Origin of the sequence: Bacillus sp. FSL R9-9492 (genome assembly GCF_038007365.1) — a bacterium.
Classification (GTDB): Bacteria; Bacillota; Bacilli; order Bacillales; family Bacillaceae_G; genus Bacillus_A; species Bacillus_A mycoides.
In genome coordinates this window covers 4,225,627-4,246,500 of the sequence record NZ_JBBOXC010000001.1, presented here as the reverse complement: position 1 = coordinate 4,246,500, position 20,874 = coordinate 4,225,627, and the positions used below count along the sequence as shown (strand labels likewise).

Sequence of the window (20,874 nt, the reverse complement as noted above, 5' to 3'; positions counted from 1 at the left end):
TAAAATGGTAGCAGTAATCATCAAAGGAAATGAAGTTGCGGAGAAAAAACGAGCACAATTAAAAGAAAAAGTTGTGAAGTTAAAAGAGCAAGGGATTGTACCAGGATTAGCAGTTATTTTAGTTGGAGAAGATCCAGCATCTCGTTCTTATGTAAAAGGAAAAGAAAAAGGCTGTGAGCAAGTAGGAATCTATTCAGAGCTAATTGAACTTCCTGAAACGATTACTGAGGAGCGTTTGCTTGCTGAAATCGATCGCTTAAATGGAGACGACCGCATTAATGGCATATTGGTACAATTACCTTTACCAAAACATATTGAAGAAAAAGCTATCATTGAAAGAATTTCACCGGAAAAGGATGTAGATGGATTTCACCCAATCAGCGTAGGACGTATGATGACGGGACAAGACACATTCCTTCCATGTACACCGCATGGCATTTTAGAATTAGTAAAAGAAACGAATCTTGATATTTCTGGAAAGCATGTTGTTGTAATTGGAAGAAGTAATATTGTTGGTAAACCAGTGGGGCAACTGTTTTTAAATGAAAATGCAACTGTCACATATTGTCATTCTAAGACGCAAAATATAAAAGAATTATCGAAGTTAGCTGATATTTTAATCGTAGCCGTTGGACGACCGAAAATGGTAACAGCTGACTATATTAAAGAGGGTGCGGTTGTAATTGATGTTGGTGTTAACCGTTTAGAAACAGGCAAACTTTGTGGTGATGTTGATTTTGACAATGTATTAGACGTTGCAGGTTACATTACGCCTGTGCCAAAAGGAGTCGGCCCAATGACTATTACAATGCTTCTTCACAACACTGTGGAGTCTGCAAAGCGTGCAGGTGTTGTTTGTCAATAATTTGAATCGGCTATGAGGAGAGAGAAATGGAGAAACAATATTTAACCGTTACAGCATTAACACGCTATATTAAAACAAAAATAGAGTATGATCCGCATTTACAGTCTGTTTGGTTAAAAGGAGAAATTTCCAACTTTAAATATCATAGTCGTGGTCATATGTATTTTACATTGAAAGATGAAAATGCAAGAATTGCAGCGGTTATGTTTGCGGGTCATAATCGTAACATTAAATTCAGACCGGAAAATGGAATGAAAGTACTTGTAAAAGGAAAGATTTCTGTTTATGAGGCGAGTGGTTCTTATCAAATTTATATTCAAGACATGCAGCCTGACGGAATTGGAAACTTGCATTTAGCTTATGAGCAATTAAAAGTTCGTTTAGAGGAAGAGGGCTTGTTTTCTCAAGTTTATAAAAAAATAATTCCTCCGTATGCTAAAACAATAGGTGTAATCACGTCGCCAACAGGAGCAGCAATTCGCGATATTATAACAACAATTAAACGTCGATATCCAATTGGAAATGTTATTGTGTTTCCTGTACTTGTACAAGGGGAGTCAGCAGCTCCCTCGATTGTACAAGCAATTCGTACAGCGAATGAAATGGGAGATATTGATGTTTTAATTGTTGGACGTGGTGGAGGCTCTATTGAAGAATTATGGGCCTTTAATGAGGAAGTAGTTGCAAGAGAAATTTTCACAAGTGAGATTCCGATTATTTCGGCTGTAGGCCATGAAACAGATTTTACAATCGCAGATTTTGTCGCGGATTTACGTGCACCAACACCGACTGCAGCAGCTGAGTTGGCGGTACCTAATACTATAGAGTTACAAGAAAAGGTATTACAAAGAACTCTGAGATTGCAAAGAGCAATGAGAGAGAGAGTACATAAAAAAGAAGAAAAACTGCAAGTGTTACAAAAATCTTATGCGTTCCGTTATCCAAGGCAAGTGTACGAGCAAAAAGAAGAGCAGTTAGACAGGGCTCTTGAACAACTTGTTTTAGCGAAAGAGCGTTATATAGATAAAAAAGTAAATCAATTAAAGCAACTTTCATTTTATTTAGAAAAGCACCACCCATCTCAAAAAATTATACAAACGAAAACGGCAATTGAAACGTTGCAAAAGCAGTTGCAACGTGAAATGCAAACATTACTTCAAACGAAGGAGTTCGTATTTGTGAGAGCGGCTCAAAAGCTTGAGGTATTAAGCCCGCTTAAAGTAATGATGAGAGGGTATGGGCTTGTATACGATGAAGAGAAACAAGTATTAAAAAGCGTGAAAGATGTTAGCCTTGGAGATGCTGTTTCGGTTCAATTACAAGATGGAATACTAGATTGTAGCGTATCAAGCATAGAGGAGCGTGAATTGAATAATGGAAAATAAGTTAAGCTTTGAAGAAGCAATTTCGCAGCTTGAGCATCTCGTTTCTAAGCTTGAACAAGGTGATGTACCTTTAGAGGAAGCAATTTCTTATTTTAAGGAAGGCATGGAATTATCTAAGCTTTGTGATGAGAAATTGAAAGATGTACAAGAACAAATGGCAGTTATCCTTGGGGAAGATGGAGAGCTTAAACCGTTTACTGCTTTAGGAGATGAGGCATAGTGACACATATAGCTTTTGATGCTTTTTTGAAAGAGAGTAAAACTTTCGTAGAAGAAAAGCTTGTAAGCTATGCAAATGAATTACAATGTCCAAATGTGCTTCGTGAAGCGATGGCATATTCTTTGGAAGCGGGTGGGAAATGTCTCCGCCCGTTACTTTTATTTGCAACGTTACAAGCGTTTGGGAAAGAAAGAAATCTTGGAGTGGGGGCAGCTTGTGCCCTTGAAATGATTCATACATATTCGTTAATTCATGATGATTTACCTTGTATGGATGATGATGATCTAAGACGAGGAAAGCCTACAAATCATAAAGTATTTGGTGAAGCAATGGCAGTTTTAGCGGGAGATGGTTTGTTGACATATGCTTTTCAAGTTATTATGGCATATGAGCAAAAAGAAATCTCTGCTGAAAAAAAAGTAAGACTTGTACTTGAGCTTGCGAAAGCAGCAGGACCTGAAGGAATGGTTGCTGGACAAGTGGCAGATATGGAAGCTGAAGGAAAACGACTTACAATTAATGAATTAGAGTACATTCATAATCATAAGACAGGTAAACTGCTTGAGTTTGCTGTACTTGCAGGAGCGATACTTTCTGATGCTACAGAAGAGCAAGAAGAGAAGTTACTTGCATTTGCGAAATATATCGGTCTAGCTTTCCAAATTAGAGATGATATTTTGGATGTAGAAGGAACAGAAGAAGAGATTGGAAAACCGATTGGTAGTGATGCTTCCAACGAGAAGAGCACATATACGACGTTATTTACTGTAGATAGAGCAAAATCTATTTTAGAGGAGAAAATTGCAAAAGCAAAAGATTCTATTAGCTCCTTACAATTACAAGATGAATATTTACTATCTATTTGTGATTTAATCGCAAAACGTAATAACTAATATAACAGCGTTTCCATTTGTTGAGTCATTCATCATTTTATGATATAAATGTAGGAAAGGTTTTTCTTTTCTTGTTATTGGCAAAAATATATGTAGATTACATTGCCGTTATCACTTCGTGTTAGCGGCTATTTTTTTCATCACGTAAAGAAATATGATGTATAATATGATAAGTGAAAAAATGGAAGTGTTTTCTGAAAGCAGGACAAGATAAAAAGAATAGAAAAGATAATTTCTTGTGTTGTGTAAATGTTTCTTATAATATTTGACATGTTGACAGATTATGAAATGAAAGTGAGTGATCCATGTGGATCTAACGCAAATTCAAAACCCTAGTTTTTTGAAAGATATGTCTATCAGTGAACTAGAGGGGTTGAGTGAGGATATTCGTAAGTTTTTAATTGAAGAGCTCTCTCAAACAGGTGGACATATTGCACCTAATTTAGGTGTAGTAGAACTCACAATTGCTCTGCATAAATTATTTGATAGTCCGAAAGATAAGTTTTTATGGGACGTAGGACATCAATCCTATGTACATAAAATTTTAACAGGGCGTGCGAAAGAATTCGGCACATTAAGGCAATACCAAGGTCTATGTGGTTTTCCAAAACGCTGCGAGAGTGAGCATGATGTTTGGGAAACTGGTCATAGTTCAACGTCGTTATCTGCTGCAATGGGAATGGCTCTAGCACGTGATTTAAAGAAAACGGAAGAATACGTTATACCAATCATTGGCGATGGTGCATTAACAGGCGGAATGGCTTTAGAGGCATTGAACCACATTGGGCATGAAAAAACGGACATGATTGTTATTTTGAATGACAATGAAATGTCAATTGCACCAAACGTCGGTGCACTTCATAATGTACTTGGTCGTTTACGTACCGCAGGGAAGTACCATTGGGTAAAAGATGAACTAGAGTATATATTGAAGAAAATCCCAGCAGTCGGCGGGAAAGTTGCTGCGACAGCAGAGAAAATAAAAGATAGTCTAAAATATTTACTAGTATCAGGCGTCTTTTTTGAAGAATTAGGCTTTACATATTTAGGTCCGGTCGATGGGCATGATTATGAAAAGTTATTCGAAACGTTGCAATATGCAAAGAAAACAAAAGGCCCAGTACTTGTTCATGTTATTACGAAAAAAGGAAAAGGTTATAAACCAGCTGAAAGTGACGTTATTGGAACTTGGCATGGAACAGGATCGTATAAAATTGAGTCAGGTGACTTCGTTAAACCGAAAGAAGTTGCACCAGCATGGAGTGCTGTTGTTAGTGAAACAGTGCTTAAGCTAGCGAGAACGGATGAACGTATCGTTGCAATTACGCCTGCAATGCCTGTTGGATCGAAACTTGAGAAATTCCAAAAAGAATTTCCGGATCGCATGATTGATGTAGGTATTGCAGAGCAGCATGCTACAACAATGGCAGCTGGTATGGCAACACAAGGGATGAAGCCGTTCCTAGCAATTTATTCAACATTTTTACAAAGAGCATATGACCAAGTTGTTCATGATATTTGTCGCCAGAATTTAAATGTTTTCATTGGAATAGATCGCTCTGGATTAGTAGGAGCAGACGGTGAAACGCATCAAGGTGTATTTGACATCGCGTTTTTACGTCACTTGCCGAATATGGTGCTTATGATGCCGAAAGATGAAAATGAAGGTCAACATTTAGTATATACAGCGATGCAATACGAAGATGGACCGATTGCTTTACGTTATGCACGCGGAAATGGACTTGGCGTTCAAATGGATGAAGAATTAAAGGCGATTCCAATCGGTACATGGGAAACGTTAAAAGAAGGCACACAAGCAGCAATTTTAACGTTTGGTACGACAATCCCGATGGCAATGGAAGCAGCTGAGCGTCTTGAACAAGCTGGAGTATCAGTGAAAGTAGTGAATGCTCGCTTTATTAAGCCGATGGACGAAGCATATTTACATGATCTTTTAGGGAAAAATATACCGATTTTAACGATTGAAGAGGCTTGTTTAATCGGTGGCTTTGGAACGGGAGTAGTTGAATTTGCTTCTGAGAACGGATACCATAGTGCTTTAATTGAACGAATGGGTATTCCTGATCGCTTCATAGAGCATGGTAGTGTAACAAAACTGTTAGAAGAAATTGGTTTAACAACAGATGCTGTTGTAGACCGTATTCATACAATGATTCCATCAAAACAAAAAAGGGCGTAACAAATGAGCGTAAAAAAAGAAAGAGTAGATGTACTATTAGTAGAGCGAGGACTTATAGAAACGCGTGAGAAGGCTAAACGTGCTGTTATGGCAGGTCTTGTATATGCGAATGAAATGAGACTCGATAAGCCAGGGGAGAAAATCTCACAAGATACGGAGATTACGGTGAAAGGGCAAGTCATGCCGTATGTAAGCCGTGGTGGTTATAAGCTTGAAAAGGCATTAGAAACATTTCAACTTGATTTACAAGATAAGGTTATGATAGATATTGGTTCATCAACTGGTGGTTTTACAGACTGTGCGCTTCAAAATGGGGCGAAGTTATCCTACGCATTAGATGTAGGATATAATCAACTTGCGTGGAAATTGCGTCAAGATGAGCGTGTTGTTGTGATGGAACGAACGAACTTCCGTTACGTGACACCGGCAGATTTAGAGCGTGGTTTACCGCAGTTTGCAAGTATTGATGTTTCATTTATATCATTAAGGCTTATATTGCCGGTTTTAAAAACAATGCTTATGCCAAATGGTGATGTAGCTGCATTGATTAAACCTCAGTTTGAAGCTGGACGAGAACAAGTCGGGAGAAAAGGCATTGTTCGTGATAGAAAAGTACATGAAGCTGTCGTGGAAATGATTGTCGATTTTGCTCTTAAGGAAGGCTATAATATCGAAGGTTTAACATTCTCACCAATTACAGGCGGGGATGGAAATATTGAATTTTTAATTCATCTAAAGTGGCACGGTGAGCGTGAGAATGGCGAAAATCATTCTCCGGTTTCTATTGAGCAAGTTGTTACAGAAGCACATGATGTTCTAAAACAAAAAGGGAAAGGGGAATAACATATGTTGTTCCTCTTTTTGTTGTAATCGTATAATGATTGTAAAAACAATTGTGTACAAGTAATGGATTATACGGTAACATAAATAAATGAAGTATACCAATGTTTAAACTATGGTAAGAGATAGTGTGAGGTGCAAATGTATGAATAAAGGTCAGCGCCATATTAAAATCAGGGAAATTATTGCTAACAAAGAAATTGAAACACAAGATGAGCTAGTTGATATTTTACGTAATGTGGGGTTTAATGTAACGCAAGCAACAGTATCGCGCGATATTAAAGAACTGCACTTAGTGAAGGTGCCATTACATGATGGCCGCTATAAATATAGCTTGCCAGCAGATCAACGATTTAATCCGTTGCAAAAATTAAAACGAAATCTAGTGGATTCATTTGTAAAATTAGACACGGCAGGACATATGCTTGTGCTAAAAACATTGCCTGGTAACGCTCATTCACTTGGGGCACTCATTGATCATTTAGAGTGGGATGAGATCGTCGGAACCATTTGTGGTGATGATACTTGCTTAATTATTTGCCGTACACCTGAAGATACAGGTGTTGTCTCTGATCGTTTCTTAAATATGCTTTAACAGAAAAATCTTGTTTGCTTTCCTCTGTAAAGTGGAAAGTAAACAAGATATTTTTATTGGCGAAAAATACGGATTTTTAAATACAATACATTATTTTTTTTGAATGAAGTTAGAAAATAGGTGGATTGACCCGTAAAACGAATGTTTGGTACAATGGAGCGGGTTAGAAGAGTAATTTATACATACAAACATATAGTATAACTATTTGAATGAAGAATACTGAGAAAAGCCCTTAATAGGGGATTAGTTTATAACGAGGTGAATGGGGCATTGTTATCGGAATTATCGATCAGAAACTTTGCTATTATTGAGGCATTAAATATTTCTTTTCAAAAAGGTTTAACCGTTTTAAGTGGTGAAACAGGAGCTGGAAAATCCATTATTATTGATGCAATTAGTTTGCTTGTTGGTGGCCGTGGTTCAGCAGAATTTGTTCGATATGGAACAGAAAAGGCTGAGATAGAAGGCTTATTCTATGTAGAAGATGACAAACATCCATGTATCGCAAAGGCAGAAGAGTTAGATATAGAAATAGAAGATGGCATGATTATTTTGAAGCGTGACATCGCTGCGAACGGAAAAAGTGTCTGTCGTGTAAATGGGAAACTTGTTACACTCAGCATATTAAAAGAGATTGGAAAAACGCTAGTTGATATTCATGGACAGCATGAAACACAAGATTTAATGAATGAAGAGCGTCATATGTTTATGCTTGATCATTTTGATGGAAATCGCATTGTTAAACAATTGGGCATATATCAAAATGTATATACAGACTATGAGAAGTTAAAAAAACAGCTGAAATCTTTAAGTGAAAATGAACAACAAATGGCCCATCGTCTAGATTTAATTCAATTCCAACATGAAGAAATTCGTAAGGCGGATTTAAAAATGGATGAAGAATATGAATTGACTGAGGAACGATTAAAAATCTCCAATTTTGAAAAGATTTATAAAGCATTAGGAGATGCGTATCGTTCGTTAAGTGGAGACGGACAGGGATTGGATCACGTAAGAAATGCAATGGGACAAATGGAGAGTATTACGCACTTAGATGAAGCGTATCAAGAAAATCATGATTCTATTGCGAATAGTTATTACTTATTAGAAGAAGTTGCATACCAGCTTAGAGAAAAATTAGATATGATGGAATATGATCCGAAACGTCTAGATGAAATTGAAACACGTTTGAATGAAATCCGTATGTTAAAGAGAAAGTATGGAAATACTGTAGAAGAGATTTTAGCGTATGCTGATAAAATTGAACAAGAAATTTTTACGATTGAAAATAAAGACGTGCATATTGAAACGACGAGAAAGCAGTTAACGAAATTAGAAGGTGTTATTGTAAAAGAAGCAACGTTGTTAAGTACTATGCGTTATGAGCTTGCAGATCATCTTACAAGCGCTATTCATCAAGAATTAAAAGAACTATATATGGAAAAAACGAAATTTGAAGTGAGAATTATGAAGAGGGTAGGAAATGTAGAAGAACCTCTCGTGGAAGGAACACCGGTAAAACTTACGGCGGATGGCTACGATCATGTGGAATTTTATATTTCAACGAATCCGGGTGAACCGTTAAAGCCACTTTCAAAGGTCGCTTCTGGCGGAGAGTTATCTCGTATTATTTTAGCTTTAAAAAGCATTTTTTCTAAGCATCAAGGTGTTGCATCTGTTATTTTTGATGAAGTGGATACGGGTGTGAGTGGTCGGGTTGCACAGGCTATTGCGGAAAAAATTTATCGTGTATCAGTAAACTCGCAAGTACTTTGTATTACGCACTTACCTCAAGTAGCTTCAATGGCGGACTCTCATTTATTTATTAGAAAACAAGTGGCGAATGATCGTACGATTACATCGGTTACTGTGTTAAGTACGGATGAAAAAGTAACAGAAATTGCTCGAATGATTTCTGGTGTTGAAATTACAGATTTAACGACAGAGCATGCGAAAGAGTTACTTACGCAAGCGCATCATTTCAAACAGACAGCAGAGGCTATCCAGTAATGGATAGCTTTTTTTTCTCAAATGACGATTTCTTAATTCTTCCGGTTATAAATAAAGCGCTGCAAGGAGAGATTAAAAAGTGAAGCCAAGAGGCTGAATGTGGGGTAGGAGCGAGGAGAGTGAACAAATTGAAATTAGAAAGATTTCGAAAAATAATAGGTCTTTGTCTCCTTGTTTCTCTAGTTTTTATTGGATGTTTTAAACCGCTTCGAACGTTTATTTCATCTCCGAAGCAACTTGTTGTTTTTGAAGGACAACAATCAGAAATAGCATCATTACCAGTTTTTAAGGCTGCATCTACAAATCGTAATGTGTTTACTGTAAGTTCAAATGAACAAGAACTTATGGTAAATTCTCACCAAAATGGTGAAGCTGATATGGTGTTTCAACTTGCTGGTTTTCCAGTGAAAAAAGTAAATGTGAAAGTATTAAAAGATTTTAAAGTTATTCCAGGTGGACAATCGATTGGTGTAAAATTGAACACAAAAGGTGTACTTGTTGTAGGCCATCATTTAATTCAAACTGAAAAGGGTAAAGTATCTCCTGGTGAAACAGCTGGTGTACAGATTGGAGATATGATTACTGAAATCAATGGTAAAACAATTGAAAGAATGAGTGATGTAGCACCATTTATTCATAATAGTGGAGAAACAGGTGAACCGCTTAATCTTGTTTTATTAAGAGATGGAAAATATATTCATGCTAAGCTAACACCACAAAAAGACAATGGTGAATCCTCTTACCGAATTGGACTGTATATTCGTGATTCAGCAGCTGGTATCGGAACGATGACATTTGTACATCCAGATTCCATGAAATATGGAGCGCTTGGTCATGTGATTTCCGATAATGATACAAAAAAGCCAATTCAAGTAGAAGATGGACAAATTATGCGTTCGACAGTAACGTCTATTGAAAGAGGAAGTCACGGGAACCCGGGAGAAAAATTAGCAAGATTTTCACCGGATCGTGAAGTGATTGGTAATATTACAATAAATAGCCCGTATGGTATTTTTGGGAAATTAAACACAGATATGACAAACGGCATAATGGATAAAGCAATGCCTATCGCATTATCCCATCAAGTAAAAGAAGGGCCAGCGAAAATATTAACAGTTATTGATCAAGATAAGGTGGAAGCGTTTGATATTGAAGTTGTTAGTACGGTACCACAAAAGTTCCCGGCTACAAAAGGTATGGTTATAAAAGTGACAGATAAACGTTTACTAGCAAAAACGGGTGGTATTGTACAAGGAATGAGTGGAAGTCCGATTGTACAAAATGGGAAAGTAATTGGTGCGGTTACACATGTATTTGTAAATGATCCAACGTCAGGATACGGTGTTCATATTGAATGGATGTTACATGAGGCTGGAATTAATATTTATGATCAAGAGAAAAAAGCGAGCTAATACATATTAGCTCGCTTTTCTTTTGAAAAATTCGTTGAAATTTTGTAAAAGCTCCGCAAGAGCTGTTTTTTGTTGTAAGATATAAGCAAAGGGTTGAACGTTTCGCTGTAATTCTATGATGGAATGTGTTGCGAAAGTAAAAAAATGAACGATAAACATATTTTTTTGTGATTTTATCGGAAAGTAAGAAACTTTAAAGGGAATTTTCACACAATTGTCGAACAATTCATGTAGCCTAGAAGCTTACACATGTCGGAAGAATCGATTCGGTAAGGGAGGAAAAACTGTGGAGAAAATTAAAGTATGTCTTGTGGATGATAATAAAGAATTGGTATCGATGCTAGAGAGTTATGTTGCTGCCCAAGATGATATGGAAGTTATCGGAATTGCTTACAATGGTCAAGAATGTTTAAACTTATTGAAAGAAAAGCAGCCTGATATACTCGTTTTAGACATTATTATGCCACATTTAGATGGTCTGGCTGTGCTAGAGAAAATGCGACATATTGAAAGGTTAAGACAACCTAGCGTTATTATGTTGACAGCATTCGGACAAGAAGATGTGACGAAAAAAGCGGTTGATTTAGGGGCATCATATTTCATATTAAAACCATTTGATATGGAGAATTTAACAAGTCATATTCGTCAAGTTAGTGGTAAGGAAAGTGCTACTATTAAACGTCCATTACCATCTTTCCGATCAGCAACAACGATCGATGGAAAACCGAAAAACTTAGATGCGAGTATTACAAGTATCATTCATGAAATTGGTGTACCCGCTCATATTAAAGGGTACATGTACTTACGAGAAGCAATCTCTATGGTGTACAATGATATCGAATTACTAGGATCTATTACGAAAGTATTATATCCAGATATTGCAAAGAAATATAATACAACAGCAAGCCGTGTCGAGCGCGCAATCCGTCACGCAATTGAAGTAGCTTGGAGCCGTGGGAATATTGATTCTATTTCGTCCTTATTTGGTTATACTGTATCCATGTCAAAAGCAAAACCTACGAATTCCGAGTTCATCGCAATGGTTGCGGATAAGCTAAGACTTGAACATAAGGCTAGCTGAGAGGAAAAGTAGTAAGGGATTTAAGTTTTAGTAGAGCTTAATAATTCTTGAAATTTATACTCGATATCAATTTTAAAACTAATAAACTTTTATTTAATGACCAATGAATTTTAGAATTCGTTGGTCTTTTTATTTTGTTGAGAAAAAGAGGGAGAAGTGATATCGATTTTATCAAAATTATTTGGGTAGATAAAAAGGGTTGTTTGATATTATGGAAAATAAAACCTGTTTTTAGTAATATTACATATAAGTGAGTTTTTTAAGGTAATTAAATAGGTATACAGAGGGAGAAGGAAATGAAAAACAAAATATTAACTTGGCTAGGAATAGTAGCAGCTATGGGAGTTCTTGCTGTTGCAGTTACATTTGGAATGTTAGAGCTTGCCGATAATCCAGTAGATAAAGAAGTGAGTGCTCAAATAGATAAAAAAGAAGACCCAACGATAGTAGGTAGAGAGGTAGATGGAGTCTTTGTTGATGTGTATGTTACTGAAAATTCTACTGAAAGCGAAGTCATTACAGCGATGTATCACATGACTCATCAAAAAGTAGTGGCAGAACGAAAATCGGGATCCATCCCAATGATTCAAAATAACGCTGAAAAATTTAAAAAAATCATAAATAAGAGTAGTTTTGCGAAGAAAAATGAGCTTGTAGCAATTGCTGATAGATGGGCGAAAAAAGATTTTAGTAAAATTGTAGAAGATCACAATTTTTTCTCGGATGCTCAAGAGGGTAATGTTTGTAAAGCCACTAGAGCGATGGATGCGGTAGAAGAGCAACATTATATTTTAACTACATTCGGGGAGGAAAAAGCGAAAGAACTATACGAATCAGGGGATACTCCGCACGTTCAATAAAAAATAATATGAAGGGCTTCTAGTTTTTTTATTACCTTGCTTTAAGGGGGCAATGGTGACTTGTGAATAAATATTCTGCTTTCTTTATGACTTGTAACAAAAAAGAAGATATATAATTCATTATTAAATGATGAAGTGAAGGCTAAATCGCATCGTAGTACATCTGTTAAAGGATTTTAGCGGGGAGGTCATCCATGATATAATAGATGATAATAAAAAGCCCTGCAAAACAGGACTATATTATTCTTTGTCTTTATTTTGTTTTTCTAATTCAACTAACTTTTGGATTAAAATATGCTGTGGCATATGCATAAGTTGTTCAAGTGGAACACCTAACGCTTTTGATAGGCGGACTGCAGTGTCTGGAGAAATTTGTAATGGTCTCATAGAAGTACCTCCTTTTTCGTATAGTATAGCATAAGATTGGGGGAGTGAGGATGACTCTTATATTTGCGCATCGTGGTGCGGCGGGAACGTATCCGGAAAATACAATGATTTCATTTGAAGCGGCGGAGGCTTTCGGGGCAGACGGAATTGAACTCGATGTTCAATTCACGAAAGATGGAAAAGTTGTCGTTATTCATGATGAAACGGTGGATCGGACAACAAATGGAAAAGGTGCGGTTCGAAATTATTTATATGAGGATTTATGTAAGTTGGATGCGAGTTATAAATTCGGTGACAAAGTAGGTTTTTGCAAAATACCTCTTCTAGAAGAGGTGTTAGAATGGCTCGCAAAAACGAAATTGCTACTCAATATTGAACTGAAAAATAATAAAATCCCATACAGAGGTTTAGAAGAAGAGGTTATAACACTTGTACGTAAGTTTAGTCTAGAGGATCGGATTGTGTTTTCTTCTTTTAATCACTACAGTATGAAGCGATGTCATATGATGGCTCCTGATATTCAAACAGCTATTTTGTATCGTGAAGGTTTGCATAGCCCGTGGGCATATGCAAAAAAGATGGGTGCTACTGCAGTACATCCGAATTATCGTTATCTTCAAGATGCTATCGCTGAATTAACGATGGAAAGTGGTGTGGAGGTTCGTCCTTACACGATAAATGAAGAAACGCTTATGCGTAAATATTTTGATATGAATATATCAGCGATTATTACTGATTATCCTGAAACAGCAAGAACTTTATTACCGATAAAAAAATGAGACCTAATATAATGGTCTCATTTTTTATTTATGATATGTGAAAACTTTGACTTATCTTCTGAAGCGTGCTTGTACTTTATTTCTCTTACGATCTCTGTGTAAGACGAAGCCGCCGAAGATATAAAACCCGAGTGCGAAGCAAAGAGCGCCGATTAAAAATTGTAACCATAATATAGGGATTGGGGAGAACAAAATCCCAAATACAGTATCTCTCATTAGTTTAATACCAAGCACGGCTAATGAAATGGGGATGAGTGCTAATAATAGAGCGAGGTAACGCTGCATACATAACGCTCCTTTTCAGATTGTTTTGTGTATTTTAATGATGTTATATGGAATGGGGGTTTGTCAAGAGGTTGCTGAGCGAGTAAGATAAGAATGTGAAAAATTTTGCAGAGATACTTCGAGAGGAAGTGTAATGTATGAAACAAAATGTGTTAATTGTTGGAGCAGGTGAAGGTGGGAGTACACTGCTGAGTCTGTTGCAAAATTCGAATATATTTCAAATTATAGGAGTTATTGATAGTAATCCAATTGCGAAAGGATTACAAATCGCAAAGGAATATGGGGTTCCGATTGGTGATAGTGTAACTCCGTTTCTTTCTATGCATATTGATGTAATGTTTGATATGACAGGTGATTATGATTTACATAAAGTTTTATTGGGAAGCAAGCATAAAGACACCCTTCTTATACCAGGGGATATTGCAAAAATTGTTACGAGACTAGCGCATGAGAAGGAAAGCTTAATTGGAAAGCTAGAAGAACAGACGCAACAAGGGAATTTAATTTTAAATTCAACGCATGACGGTATGATTGTTATAGACCAAGAGGGACAAGTTCGTCTGTTTAATAAAAGCGCAGAGCGTATTACTGGATATAAAAAAGAGGAAGCAATAGGGAAATATATTTTAGAAGTTATTCCAACGAGTAAGTTGCTTCGTATTATACGCACGAAAAAAATAGAAGTGAATCATGAACTGACGTTAGAGAATGAAAAAAAGATTATTACAACGCGTATTCCGATATTAAAAGAAGGTGGAGAGGCTCAAGGGGCATTTGCGATTTTTAAAGACATTACAGAAGTTGTAGATTTAGCGGAAGAAGTTACAGACTTAAAAGAAATTCAAACGCTACTTGAGGCGATTATTAACTCATCTGAGGAAGCAATTTCGGTTGTTGATGAGAAAGGAAGAGGACTAGTTATAAACCCTGCTTATACGAAGTTAACGGGTTTGACTGAAGAAGAAATTATTGGGAAGCCGGCTACAACTGATATTGTGGAAGGTGAAAGTATGCATATGAAAGTACTTCGGACGCGCCGAGCGGTACGAGGAATACATATGAAGATTGGGCAAAAAAAGCGAGATGTAATTGTAAACGTAGCACCGGTTATTGTCGATGGAATATTGAAAGGGAGCGTCGGGGTAATTCGCGATGTATCAGAAATTCAAAAGTTAACAAATGAATTGAATAGGGCAAGACAAATTATTCGAACGTTAGAAGCAAAATATTCATTTGATGATATTGTTGGTGATTCAGATGAAACGACGGCAGCTATTGAACAAGCAAAACTTGGAGCGAATACACCGGCAACAGTATTGCTTAGAGGGGAATCTGGTACGGGGAAAGAGTTATTTGCACACGCTATTCATAACAGTAGTAATCGAAAATACAATAAGTTTGTACGAGTAAACTGTGCTGCTATTTCTGAGACCTTATTAGAAAGTGAATTATTCGGTTATGAGGAAGGCGCGTTTTCTGGAGCGAAAAGAGGCGGGAAACGAGGATTCTTTGAAGAAGCGAATAATGGAAGTGTTTTTTTAGATGAAATCGGAGAGTTATCTGCAAATACGCAAGCGAAGCTCCTTCGTGTGCTACAAGAAAAAGAAATTGTGAAAGTAGGGGGAACGAAAGCGATACCTATTAATGTCCGGGTAATTGCAGCAACACATGTGAATTTAGAAAAGGGCATTCTAGAAGGAGAGTTCAGAGAGGACTTATATTATCGTTTAAATAAAATCCCGATTCAAATTCCTTCCCTTCGTCAGCGTAAAGGAGATATACCAGCGATTGCAGAAAGGTTAATTCAAAAAATTAATCAAGATTATGGTCGTAATGTAGAAGGACTCACCGATTCAGCCGTTTCGTATTTACAATCATATGAATGGCCAGGGAATGTTAGGGAACTTGAAAATATTTTAGGACGAGCTATTATCTTTATGAATTATAACGAAATATATATTGATGTACATCATTTACCGCCTTTACATAAAGAAGAACAAGTAGAGACGAAACAAAATAATTTATTACCTGAATTAGAAGAGAAGGCCCTTGAACACCTAGTGACAGAATTTGAGGGGAATATTATCCGTGAATATTTAGAGAAATTTGATGGGAACAAAACGAAGACTGCAAAAGCGTTAGGAATTTCAGTTCGAAACTTATATTATAAGCTAGAAAAGTTTGACTGTGCAAAAAATAGCATGCAATAAATTGCGTACCGTGCAATTTATTGCGTGGTATACAAAAAGCGACAAAACGAGACAGAATATTTCGTTGTTTTCCAAAGTATTGATTTTACTGCATTTTGAATGCGTTTTCATTATTGGTAAGACCACTTTTGAAAGTTGGCACGGTATTTGCTTAATGAATAGACGAGGGACGACGGAAAGGGTTGATTACAAAATATGAAGTTAGAACACTTAATTGATCAAGCAGCAGGACAGCCTAAAAAAACTGTGGCTGTAGCAGTAGCTGAAGATCATGAAGTAATTGAAGCTGTAGCGAAAGCAATCAAGTTACAGCTAGCTCAATTTCGTCTATATGGAAATCAAGAGAAAATAATAGGGATGCTACAAGAGCATGGGCTACAAACTTCAGAACATATTGAAGTGATTGCAGCAGCGTCAAGTGCTGAGGCTGCAGAACTTTCTGTTAAATCTGTAAGCAATGGCGAAGCAGATGTGCTGATGAAGGGGAACATCCCAACAGCAAATATTTTGAAAGCTGTATTAAATAAAGAGTGGGGACTTCGTAAGGGCAGCGTGCTTTCACATGTTGCAGCGTTTGAAGTTCCAAATTACGATCGTCTTATTTTTGTTACAGACGCAGCGATGAACATTGCACCTGATGTAACACAAAAAGCTGCTATTATACAAAATACTGTAGAAGTTGCCCAGGCAATAGGAATTGATTTGCCAAAGGTAGCGCCAATTGCAGCGGTAGAGGTTGTTAATCCTGCGATGCAAGCGACAATTGATGCAGCGATGTTAACTCAAATGAATCGCCGCGGACAAATTAAAAATTGTGTCGTTGATGGACCACTTGCTTTAGATAATGCAGTATCACAAATTGCAGCAGAACATAAAGGCATAGTAAGTGATGTAGCAGGTAAGGCAGACATTTTACTCGTCCCAACGATTGAAGCTGGAAATGTGCTATATAAATCACTCGTCTATTTTGCAAATGCAAAGGTAGGAGCGATGATTGCTGGCGCTAAAGCACCGATTGTTTTAACATCACGTGCTGATTCAGCAGAAACAAAAGTATATTCATTAGCATTGGCAGTTGCGACTGCTTCAAAATAAACCAAATAGGGTAAAACAATTAGGGGGAAACGACAATGACATTAGAAATCTTCGAATACTTAGAAAAATATGATTATGAGCAAGTGGTATTTTGTCAAGATAAAGAATCTGGTTTAAAAGCAATCATTGCAATCCATGATACAACACTTGGACCAGCTCTTGGTGGAACAAGAATGTGGACATATGATTCTGAAGAAGCGGCGATTGAAGATGCATTGCGTCTTGCAAAAGGGATGACATACAAAAATGCAGCAGCTGGTTTAAATTTAGGTGGTGCAAAAACAGTAATTATCGGTGATCCACGTAAAGATAAAAGCGAAGCGATGTTCCGTGCATTAGGACGCTACATTCAAGGACTAAACGGACGTTACATTACAGCTGAAGATGTTGGTACAACAGTAGATGATATGGATATTATCCATGAGGAAACTGATTTTGTAACAGGGATTTCACCATCATTCGGTTCTTCTGGTAACCCATCTCCAGTAACTGCATACGGTGTTTACCGTGGTATGAAAGCAGCTGCAAAAGAAGCATTTGGTACAGATAACCTAGAAGGAAGAGTGATTTCTATTCAAGGTGTTGGTAACGTAGCGTATCACCTATGCAAACATTTACACGCTGAAGGAGCAAAATTAATCGTTACAGATATTAATAAAGAAGCTGTACAACGTGCAGTAGAAGAATTCGGTGCAACAGCAGTTGAGCCAAATGAAATTTACGGTGTTGAATGTGATATTTACGCACCATGTGCATTAGGCGCAACAGTTAATGATGAAACTATTCCACAACTTAAAGCAAAAGTAATCGCTGGTTCTGCAAATAACCAATTAAAAGAAGATCGTCACGGCGACCTTATTCATGAAATGGGTATTGTATACGCACCAGACTATGTTATTAATGCAGGTGGCGTAATTAACGTAGCAGACGAATTATATGGATACAATAGAGAACGTGCATTAAAACGTGTTGAGTCTATTTATGACACAATTGCAAAAGTAATCGAAATTTCAAAACGCGATGGCATAGCAACTTATGTAGCAGCAGATCGTCTAGCTGAAGAGCGCATTGCAAGCTTGAAAAACTCTCGTAGCACATACTTACGCAACGGTCACGACATTATTAGCCGTCGCTAATCATTCATATATAACTTTTACAAAAGGTGTGGTTACCTCTTATGAGGTTTCCACTTCCTTTTAAATTTATTAGTGGAGGTAGCAACATTGTCTGTAAATCGAATTCTTGTTATTAACCCAGGTAGTACATCCACAAAGATTGGTGTTTTTGATAATGAAAGACCCGTTCTAGAAGAAACTATTCGTCATGACGTAGAACAGATTGGAAAATATAAGCGAATTATCGACCAATATGAGTTTCGTAAAGAAACGATTTTAGAAGTTCTACATTCTCATGGTATTAACATTTCAAAATTAAACGCTGTTTGTGGGCGTGGTGGATTACTTCGTCCAATCGAAGGCGGTACGTATACAGTAAACGATGCGATGTTAGAAGATTTGAAAAATGGGTTTAGTGGTCATCACGCTTCAAACCTTGGAGGCATTTTAGCATATGAAATTGCTTCTGGATTAAACATTCCTGCATTCATTGTGGACCCTGTCGTTGTAGATGAGATGGAGCCAATTGCTCGTATAAGTGGTATTGCTGGTATGGAACGCAAAAGTATCTTCCATGCATTAAACCAAAAAGCGGTTGCTCGTAAAGTAGCAGATGAATTAAATCACAAATATGAGGATTTAAATTTATTAGTTACACATATGGGCGGCGGTATTACAGTTGGTGCTCATAAAAAAGGAAAAGTTATCGATGTGAATAATGGCTTAAACGGAGAAGGACCATTTAGTCCAGAGCGTGCTGGTACAGTACCAGTAGGACAATTAGTTGAAATGTGTTTTTCTGGTGAGTATTACCGAGACGAAATGGTTAAAAAACTTGTCGGACAAGGTGGACTTGTAAGTCTTATCGGTACAAACGATGCAATTAAAGTAGAACAAATGGTTGAAAAAGGTGATCCTGAAGCAACTCTTATTTATAAAGCAATGGCGTATCAAGTTGCAAAAGAGATTGGCGGAGCTAGTGCTGTACTTCACGGGAAAATCGATGCAATCGTATTAACTGGTGGACTTGCGTACAGTAAAATTCTTGTCGATGAAATAAAAGAACGTGTTCACTGGATTGCAGATGTTATCGTACATCCAGGAGAAGATGAATTACAAGCGTTAGCAGAAGGAGCACTTCGTGTATTACGTGAAGAAGAAGCTCCAAAAGAATATATTGTACGAGAAAAACAAACAGTAGCTAGGGGTTGAGATAATGGCAAGAGAATATGATTTAGTCATCGTTGGCGGCGGTACTGGTGGATATGTTGCTGCTATTCGTGCATCACAACTAGGGTTAAAAACTGCACTTGTTGAAAAAGAAAATCTTGGTGGTACTTGTTTACACAAAGGATGTATTCCTAGTAAAGCTCTTTTACGTAGTGCGGAAGTATACGCAACTGCTAAAAAAGGAGAAGAGTTCGGAGTTATTGCAAGTAATGTAGAACTAAACTTTGCTAAAGTACAAGAGCGTAAAGAGAAGATTGTAACGCAGCTTCATAAAGGCGTTCAGCATTTAATGAAACAAGGTAAAATTGATGTGTTTGAAGGTATTGGCCGTATTCTTGGCCCATCTATTTTCTCTCCAATGCCAGGTACAATTTCAGTTGAACTTGCAAGTGGAGAAGAGAATGAAATGTTAATTCCAAAAAATGTACTTGTTGCAACAGGTTCTCGCCCAAATTCATTACCAGGATTAGAGTTAGACGGAGAGTATGTAATGTCTTCGGATCATGCCCTAAAAATGGAAACGCTTCCTAGCTCAATCATTATCGTTGGTGGCGGTGTAATTGGTATTGAGTGGGCATCTATGCTTGCTGACTTCGGTGTAGAAGTTACTGTATTAGAATATGCGAAAAACATATTACCACTAGAAGATAATGACGTTTCAAAAGAAATGCAACGTCTATTCAAGAAAAAAGGTATTAAAGTGGTAACTGGTGCAAAAGTATTACCAGAAACATTGGTAAAAGATAATGGAGTAACAATTCAAGCTGAACATAACGGTGAGAACAAAGCATTTAAAGCAGAAAAAATGCTTGTATCTGTAGGAAGACAAGCGAATACGCAAAATATGGGCTTAGAGAACACAGATATTGTTGTGGAAAAAGGATACATTCAAACAAATGAGTTTTATCAAACGAAGGAATCTCATATTTACGCAATTGGAGATGTAATCGGTGGCTTGCAACTTGCTCACGTTGCTTCTCATGAAGGAATTGTTGCAGTAGAACATATCGCTGGTAAAGAAGTTACACCAATTGATTATTCTATGGTATCAAAATGCGTATATAGTAGTCCAGAAGTTGCTTCTGTCGGCTTAACAGAACAAGAAGCAAAAGAAAAAGGCTATAAGTTAAAAGTCGGTAAGTTCTCATTCCGTGCAATCGGAAAGGCACTTGTATACGGAGAATCAGACGGTTTTGTAAAACTTGTAGTTGATGAAGAAACAAATGACATTCTCGGTGTTCATATGATCGGACCACATGTAACAGATATGATTTCTGAAGCTGGTCTTGCAAGAGTACTTGATGCAACACCTTGGGAAGTAGCACATACAATTCATCCGCATCCATCATTATCTGAGGCGATTGGTGAAGCTGCACTTGCTGTAGATGGAAGAGCGTTACACGCATAAAAAT

General features: G+C 37.1%; 19 protein-coding genes. 17 read left to right on the top strand and 2 right to left on the bottom strand.

Features of this window, described 5'->3' with window-relative positions; genetic code table 11:
- The first annotated feature begins 4 nt into the window (after positions 1-4).
- The 11 genes from folD to MKY70_RS21535 all read left to right on the top strand — a co-directional run bounded on the left by folD (position 5) and on the right by MKY70_RS21535 (position 12,361).
- Positions 5-865, top strand: a complete 861-nt coding sequence (folD, locus tag MKY70_RS21585) for a bifunctional methylenetetrahydrofolate dehydrogenase/methenyltetrahydrofolate cyclohydrolase FolD (protein ID WP_002067081.1) — start codon at positions 5-7, stop codon at positions 863-865.
- 26 nt (positions 866-891) lie between these two features.
- Positions 892-2,250: an exodeoxyribonuclease VII large subunit gene (gene xseA / locus MKY70_RS21580; RefSeq protein WP_002015068.1), complete on the top strand. Its 1,359-nt coding sequence runs from the start codon at positions 892-894 to the stop codon at positions 2,248-2,250.
- The gene (xseB, locus tag MKY70_RS21575; RefSeq protein ID WP_000428422.1) at positions 2,240-2,470 is read left to right on the top strand and encodes an exodeoxyribonuclease VII small subunit; all 231 of its coding nucleotides are present in this window, start codon (positions 2,240-2,242) and stop codon (positions 2,468-2,470) included. Before xseA ends, xseB begins: the two co-directional genes overlap by 11 nt.
- On the top strand, positions 2,470-3,363 hold the full coding sequence (gene ispA, locus MKY70_RS21570) for a (2E,6E)-farnesyl diphosphate synthase (protein ID WP_088034301.1): 894 nt from the start codon (positions 2,470-2,472) through the stop codon (positions 3,361-3,363). The genes xseB and ispA overlap by 1 nt, the downstream gene beginning before the upstream one ends.
- Positions 3,364-3,670: 307 nt before the next feature.
- A complete protein-coding gene (dxs, locus tag MKY70_RS21565; protein ID WP_002143098.1) occupies positions 3,671-5,563 on the top strand; it encodes a 1-deoxy-D-xylulose-5-phosphate synthase in 1,893 nt (630 codons plus the stop codon).
- Positions 5,564-5,566: 3 nt separating this feature from the next.
- Positions 5,567-6,406 carry a TlyA family RNA methyltransferase gene (locus tag MKY70_RS21560; protein WP_088034303.1) on the top strand — a complete coding sequence of 280 codons (840 nt, stop codon included), beginning with the start codon at positions 5,567-5,569 and terminating at the stop codon, positions 6,404-6,406.
- A 142-nt stretch (positions 6,407-6,548) separates the two neighbouring features.
- Entirely contained in the window at positions 6,549-6,998 is a 450-nt protein-coding gene (gene argR, locus MKY70_RS21555) for an arginine repressor ArgR (RefSeq protein ID WP_002015076.1), read from the top strand.
- 270 nt (positions 6,999-7,268) lie between these two features.
- Entirely contained in the window at positions 7,269-9,008 is a 1,740-nt protein-coding gene (recN, locus tag MKY70_RS21550; RefSeq protein ID WP_341025680.1) for a DNA repair protein RecN, read from the top strand.
- A 119-nt stretch (positions 9,009-9,127) separates the two neighbouring features.
- Complete coding sequence (gene spoIVB, locus MKY70_RS21545) at positions 9,128-10,420, top strand: SpoIVB peptidase (RefSeq protein ID WP_088034305.1); 1,293 nt, start codon at positions 9,128-9,130, stop codon at positions 10,418-10,420.
- Between the two features lie 286 nt (positions 10,421-10,706).
- Positions 10,707-11,501, top strand: coding sequence for a sporulation transcription factor Spo0A (spo0A, locus tag MKY70_RS21540; RefSeq protein WP_002015081.1), 795 nt, complete (start codon positions 10,707-10,709; stop codon positions 11,499-11,501).
- A gap of 296 nt (positions 11,502-11,797) precedes the next feature.
- Positions 11,798-12,361 (top strand): PRK06770 family protein, encoded by a 564-nt coding sequence (locus MKY70_RS21535; protein WP_088034307.1) that lies wholly within the window; start codon positions 11,798-11,800, stop codon positions 12,359-12,361.
- Positions 12,362-12,601: 240 nt separating this feature from the next.
- Here MKY70_RS21535 and MKY70_RS21530 read toward each other — a convergent pair whose 3' ends face one another.
- A complete protein-coding gene (locus MKY70_RS21530; RefSeq protein WP_016125813.1) occupies positions 12,602-12,748 on the bottom strand; it encodes a YycC family protein in 147 nt (48 codons plus the stop codon).
- Between the two features lie 50 nt (positions 12,749-12,798).
- On the opposite strand from MKY70_RS21530, the gene MKY70_RS21525 reads away from it, so the two are divergent.
- Positions 12,799-13,527 carry a glycerophosphodiester phosphodiesterase gene (locus MKY70_RS21525; RefSeq protein WP_088034309.1) on the top strand — a complete coding sequence of 243 codons (729 nt, stop codon included), beginning with the start codon at positions 12,799-12,801 and terminating at the stop codon, positions 13,525-13,527.
- A gap of 51 nt (positions 13,528-13,578) precedes the next feature.
- Here MKY70_RS21525 and MKY70_RS21520 read toward each other — a convergent pair whose 3' ends face one another.
- Positions 13,579-13,812: a DUF2627 domain-containing protein gene (locus MKY70_RS21520; RefSeq protein WP_001190193.1), complete on the bottom strand. Its 234-nt coding sequence runs from the start codon at positions 13,810-13,812 to the stop codon at positions 13,579-13,581.
- Positions 13,813-13,949: 137 nt separating this feature from the next.
- Between MKY70_RS21520 and MKY70_RS21515 the strand changes: the two genes are divergently transcribed.
- From MKY70_RS21515 to lpdA, 5 genes are all read left to right on the top strand, one after another.
- Positions 13,950-16,022: a sigma 54-interacting transcriptional regulator gene (locus MKY70_RS21515; protein ID WP_088034311.1), complete on the top strand. Its 2,073-nt coding sequence runs from the start codon at positions 13,950-13,952 to the stop codon at positions 16,020-16,022.
- A 195-nt stretch (positions 16,023-16,217) separates the two neighbouring features.
- Positions 16,218-17,117: a phosphate butyryltransferase gene (gene yqiS, locus MKY70_RS21510; protein WP_002033959.1), complete on the top strand. Its 900-nt coding sequence runs from the start codon at positions 16,218-16,220 to the stop codon at positions 17,115-17,117.
- Between the two features lie 35 nt (positions 17,118-17,152).
- Positions 17,153-18,253 carry a leucine dehydrogenase gene (locus MKY70_RS21505; RefSeq protein WP_002015088.1) on the top strand — a complete coding sequence of 367 codons (1,101 nt, stop codon included), beginning with the start codon at positions 17,153-17,155 and terminating at the stop codon, positions 18,251-18,253.
- Between the two features lie 87 nt (positions 18,254-18,340).
- Positions 18,341-19,444: a butyrate kinase gene (gene buk, locus MKY70_RS21500; protein WP_002088555.1), complete on the top strand. Its 1,104-nt coding sequence runs from the start codon at positions 18,341-18,343 to the stop codon at positions 19,442-19,444.
- A 4-nt stretch (positions 19,445-19,448) separates the two neighbouring features.
- Positions 19,449-20,870, top strand: coding sequence for a dihydrolipoyl dehydrogenase (gene lpdA / locus MKY70_RS21495; protein WP_002033960.1), 1,422 nt, complete (start codon positions 19,449-19,451; stop codon positions 20,868-20,870).
- Positions 20,871-20,874 lie beyond the last annotated feature (4 nt).

What these genes read in the sequence shown, in the direction of transcription:
- MKY70_RS21560 (WP_088034303.1), top strand. Translation starts at nt 5,567, where the DNA reads ATGAGCGTAAAAAAAGAAAGAGTAGATGTACTATTAGTAGAGCGAGGA.
- yqiS (WP_002033959.1), top strand. Translation starts at nt 16,218, where the DNA reads ATGAAGTTAGAACACTTAATTGATCAAGCAGCAGGACAGCCTAAAAAA.
- xseB (WP_000428422.1), top strand. Translation starts at nt 2,240, where the DNA reads ATGGAAAATAAGTTAAGCTTTGAAGAAGCAATTTCGCAGCTTGAGCAT.
- MKY70_RS21520 (WP_001190193.1), bottom strand. Translation starts at nt 13,812, where the DNA reads ATGCAGCGTTACCTCGCTCTATTATTAGCACTCATCCCCATTTCATTA.
- folD (WP_002067081.1), top strand. Translation starts at nt 5, where the DNA reads ATGGTAGCAGTAATCATCAAAGGAAATGAAGTTGCGGAGAAAAAACGA.
- lpdA (WP_002033960.1), top strand. Translation starts at nt 19,449, where the DNA reads ATGGCAAGAGAATATGATTTAGTCATCGTTGGCGGCGGTACTGGTGGA.
- argR (WP_002015076.1), top strand. Translation starts at nt 6,549, where the DNA reads ATGAATAAAGGTCAGCGCCATATTAAAATCAGGGAAATTATTGCTAAC.
- xseA (WP_002015068.1), top strand. Translation starts at nt 892, where the DNA reads ATGGAGAAACAATATTTAACCGTTACAGCATTAACACGCTATATTAAA.
- MKY70_RS21505 (WP_002015088.1), top strand. Translation starts at nt 17,153, where the DNA reads ATGACATTAGAAATCTTCGAATACTTAGAAAAATATGATTATGAGCAA.
- MKY70_RS21530 (WP_016125813.1), bottom strand. Translation starts at nt 12,748, where the DNA reads ATGAGACCATTACAAATTTCTCCAGACACTGCAGTCCGCCTATCAAAA.
- MKY70_RS21535 (WP_088034307.1), top strand. Translation starts at nt 11,798, where the DNA reads ATGAAAAACAAAATATTAACTTGGCTAGGAATAGTAGCAGCTATGGGA.
- MKY70_RS21525 (WP_088034309.1), top strand. Translation starts at nt 12,799, where the DNA reads ATGACTCTTATATTTGCGCATCGTGGTGCGGCGGGAACGTATCCGGAA.
- MKY70_RS21515 (WP_088034311.1), top strand. Translation starts at nt 13,950, where the DNA reads ATGAAACAAAATGTGTTAATTGTTGGAGCAGGTGAAGGTGGGAGTACA.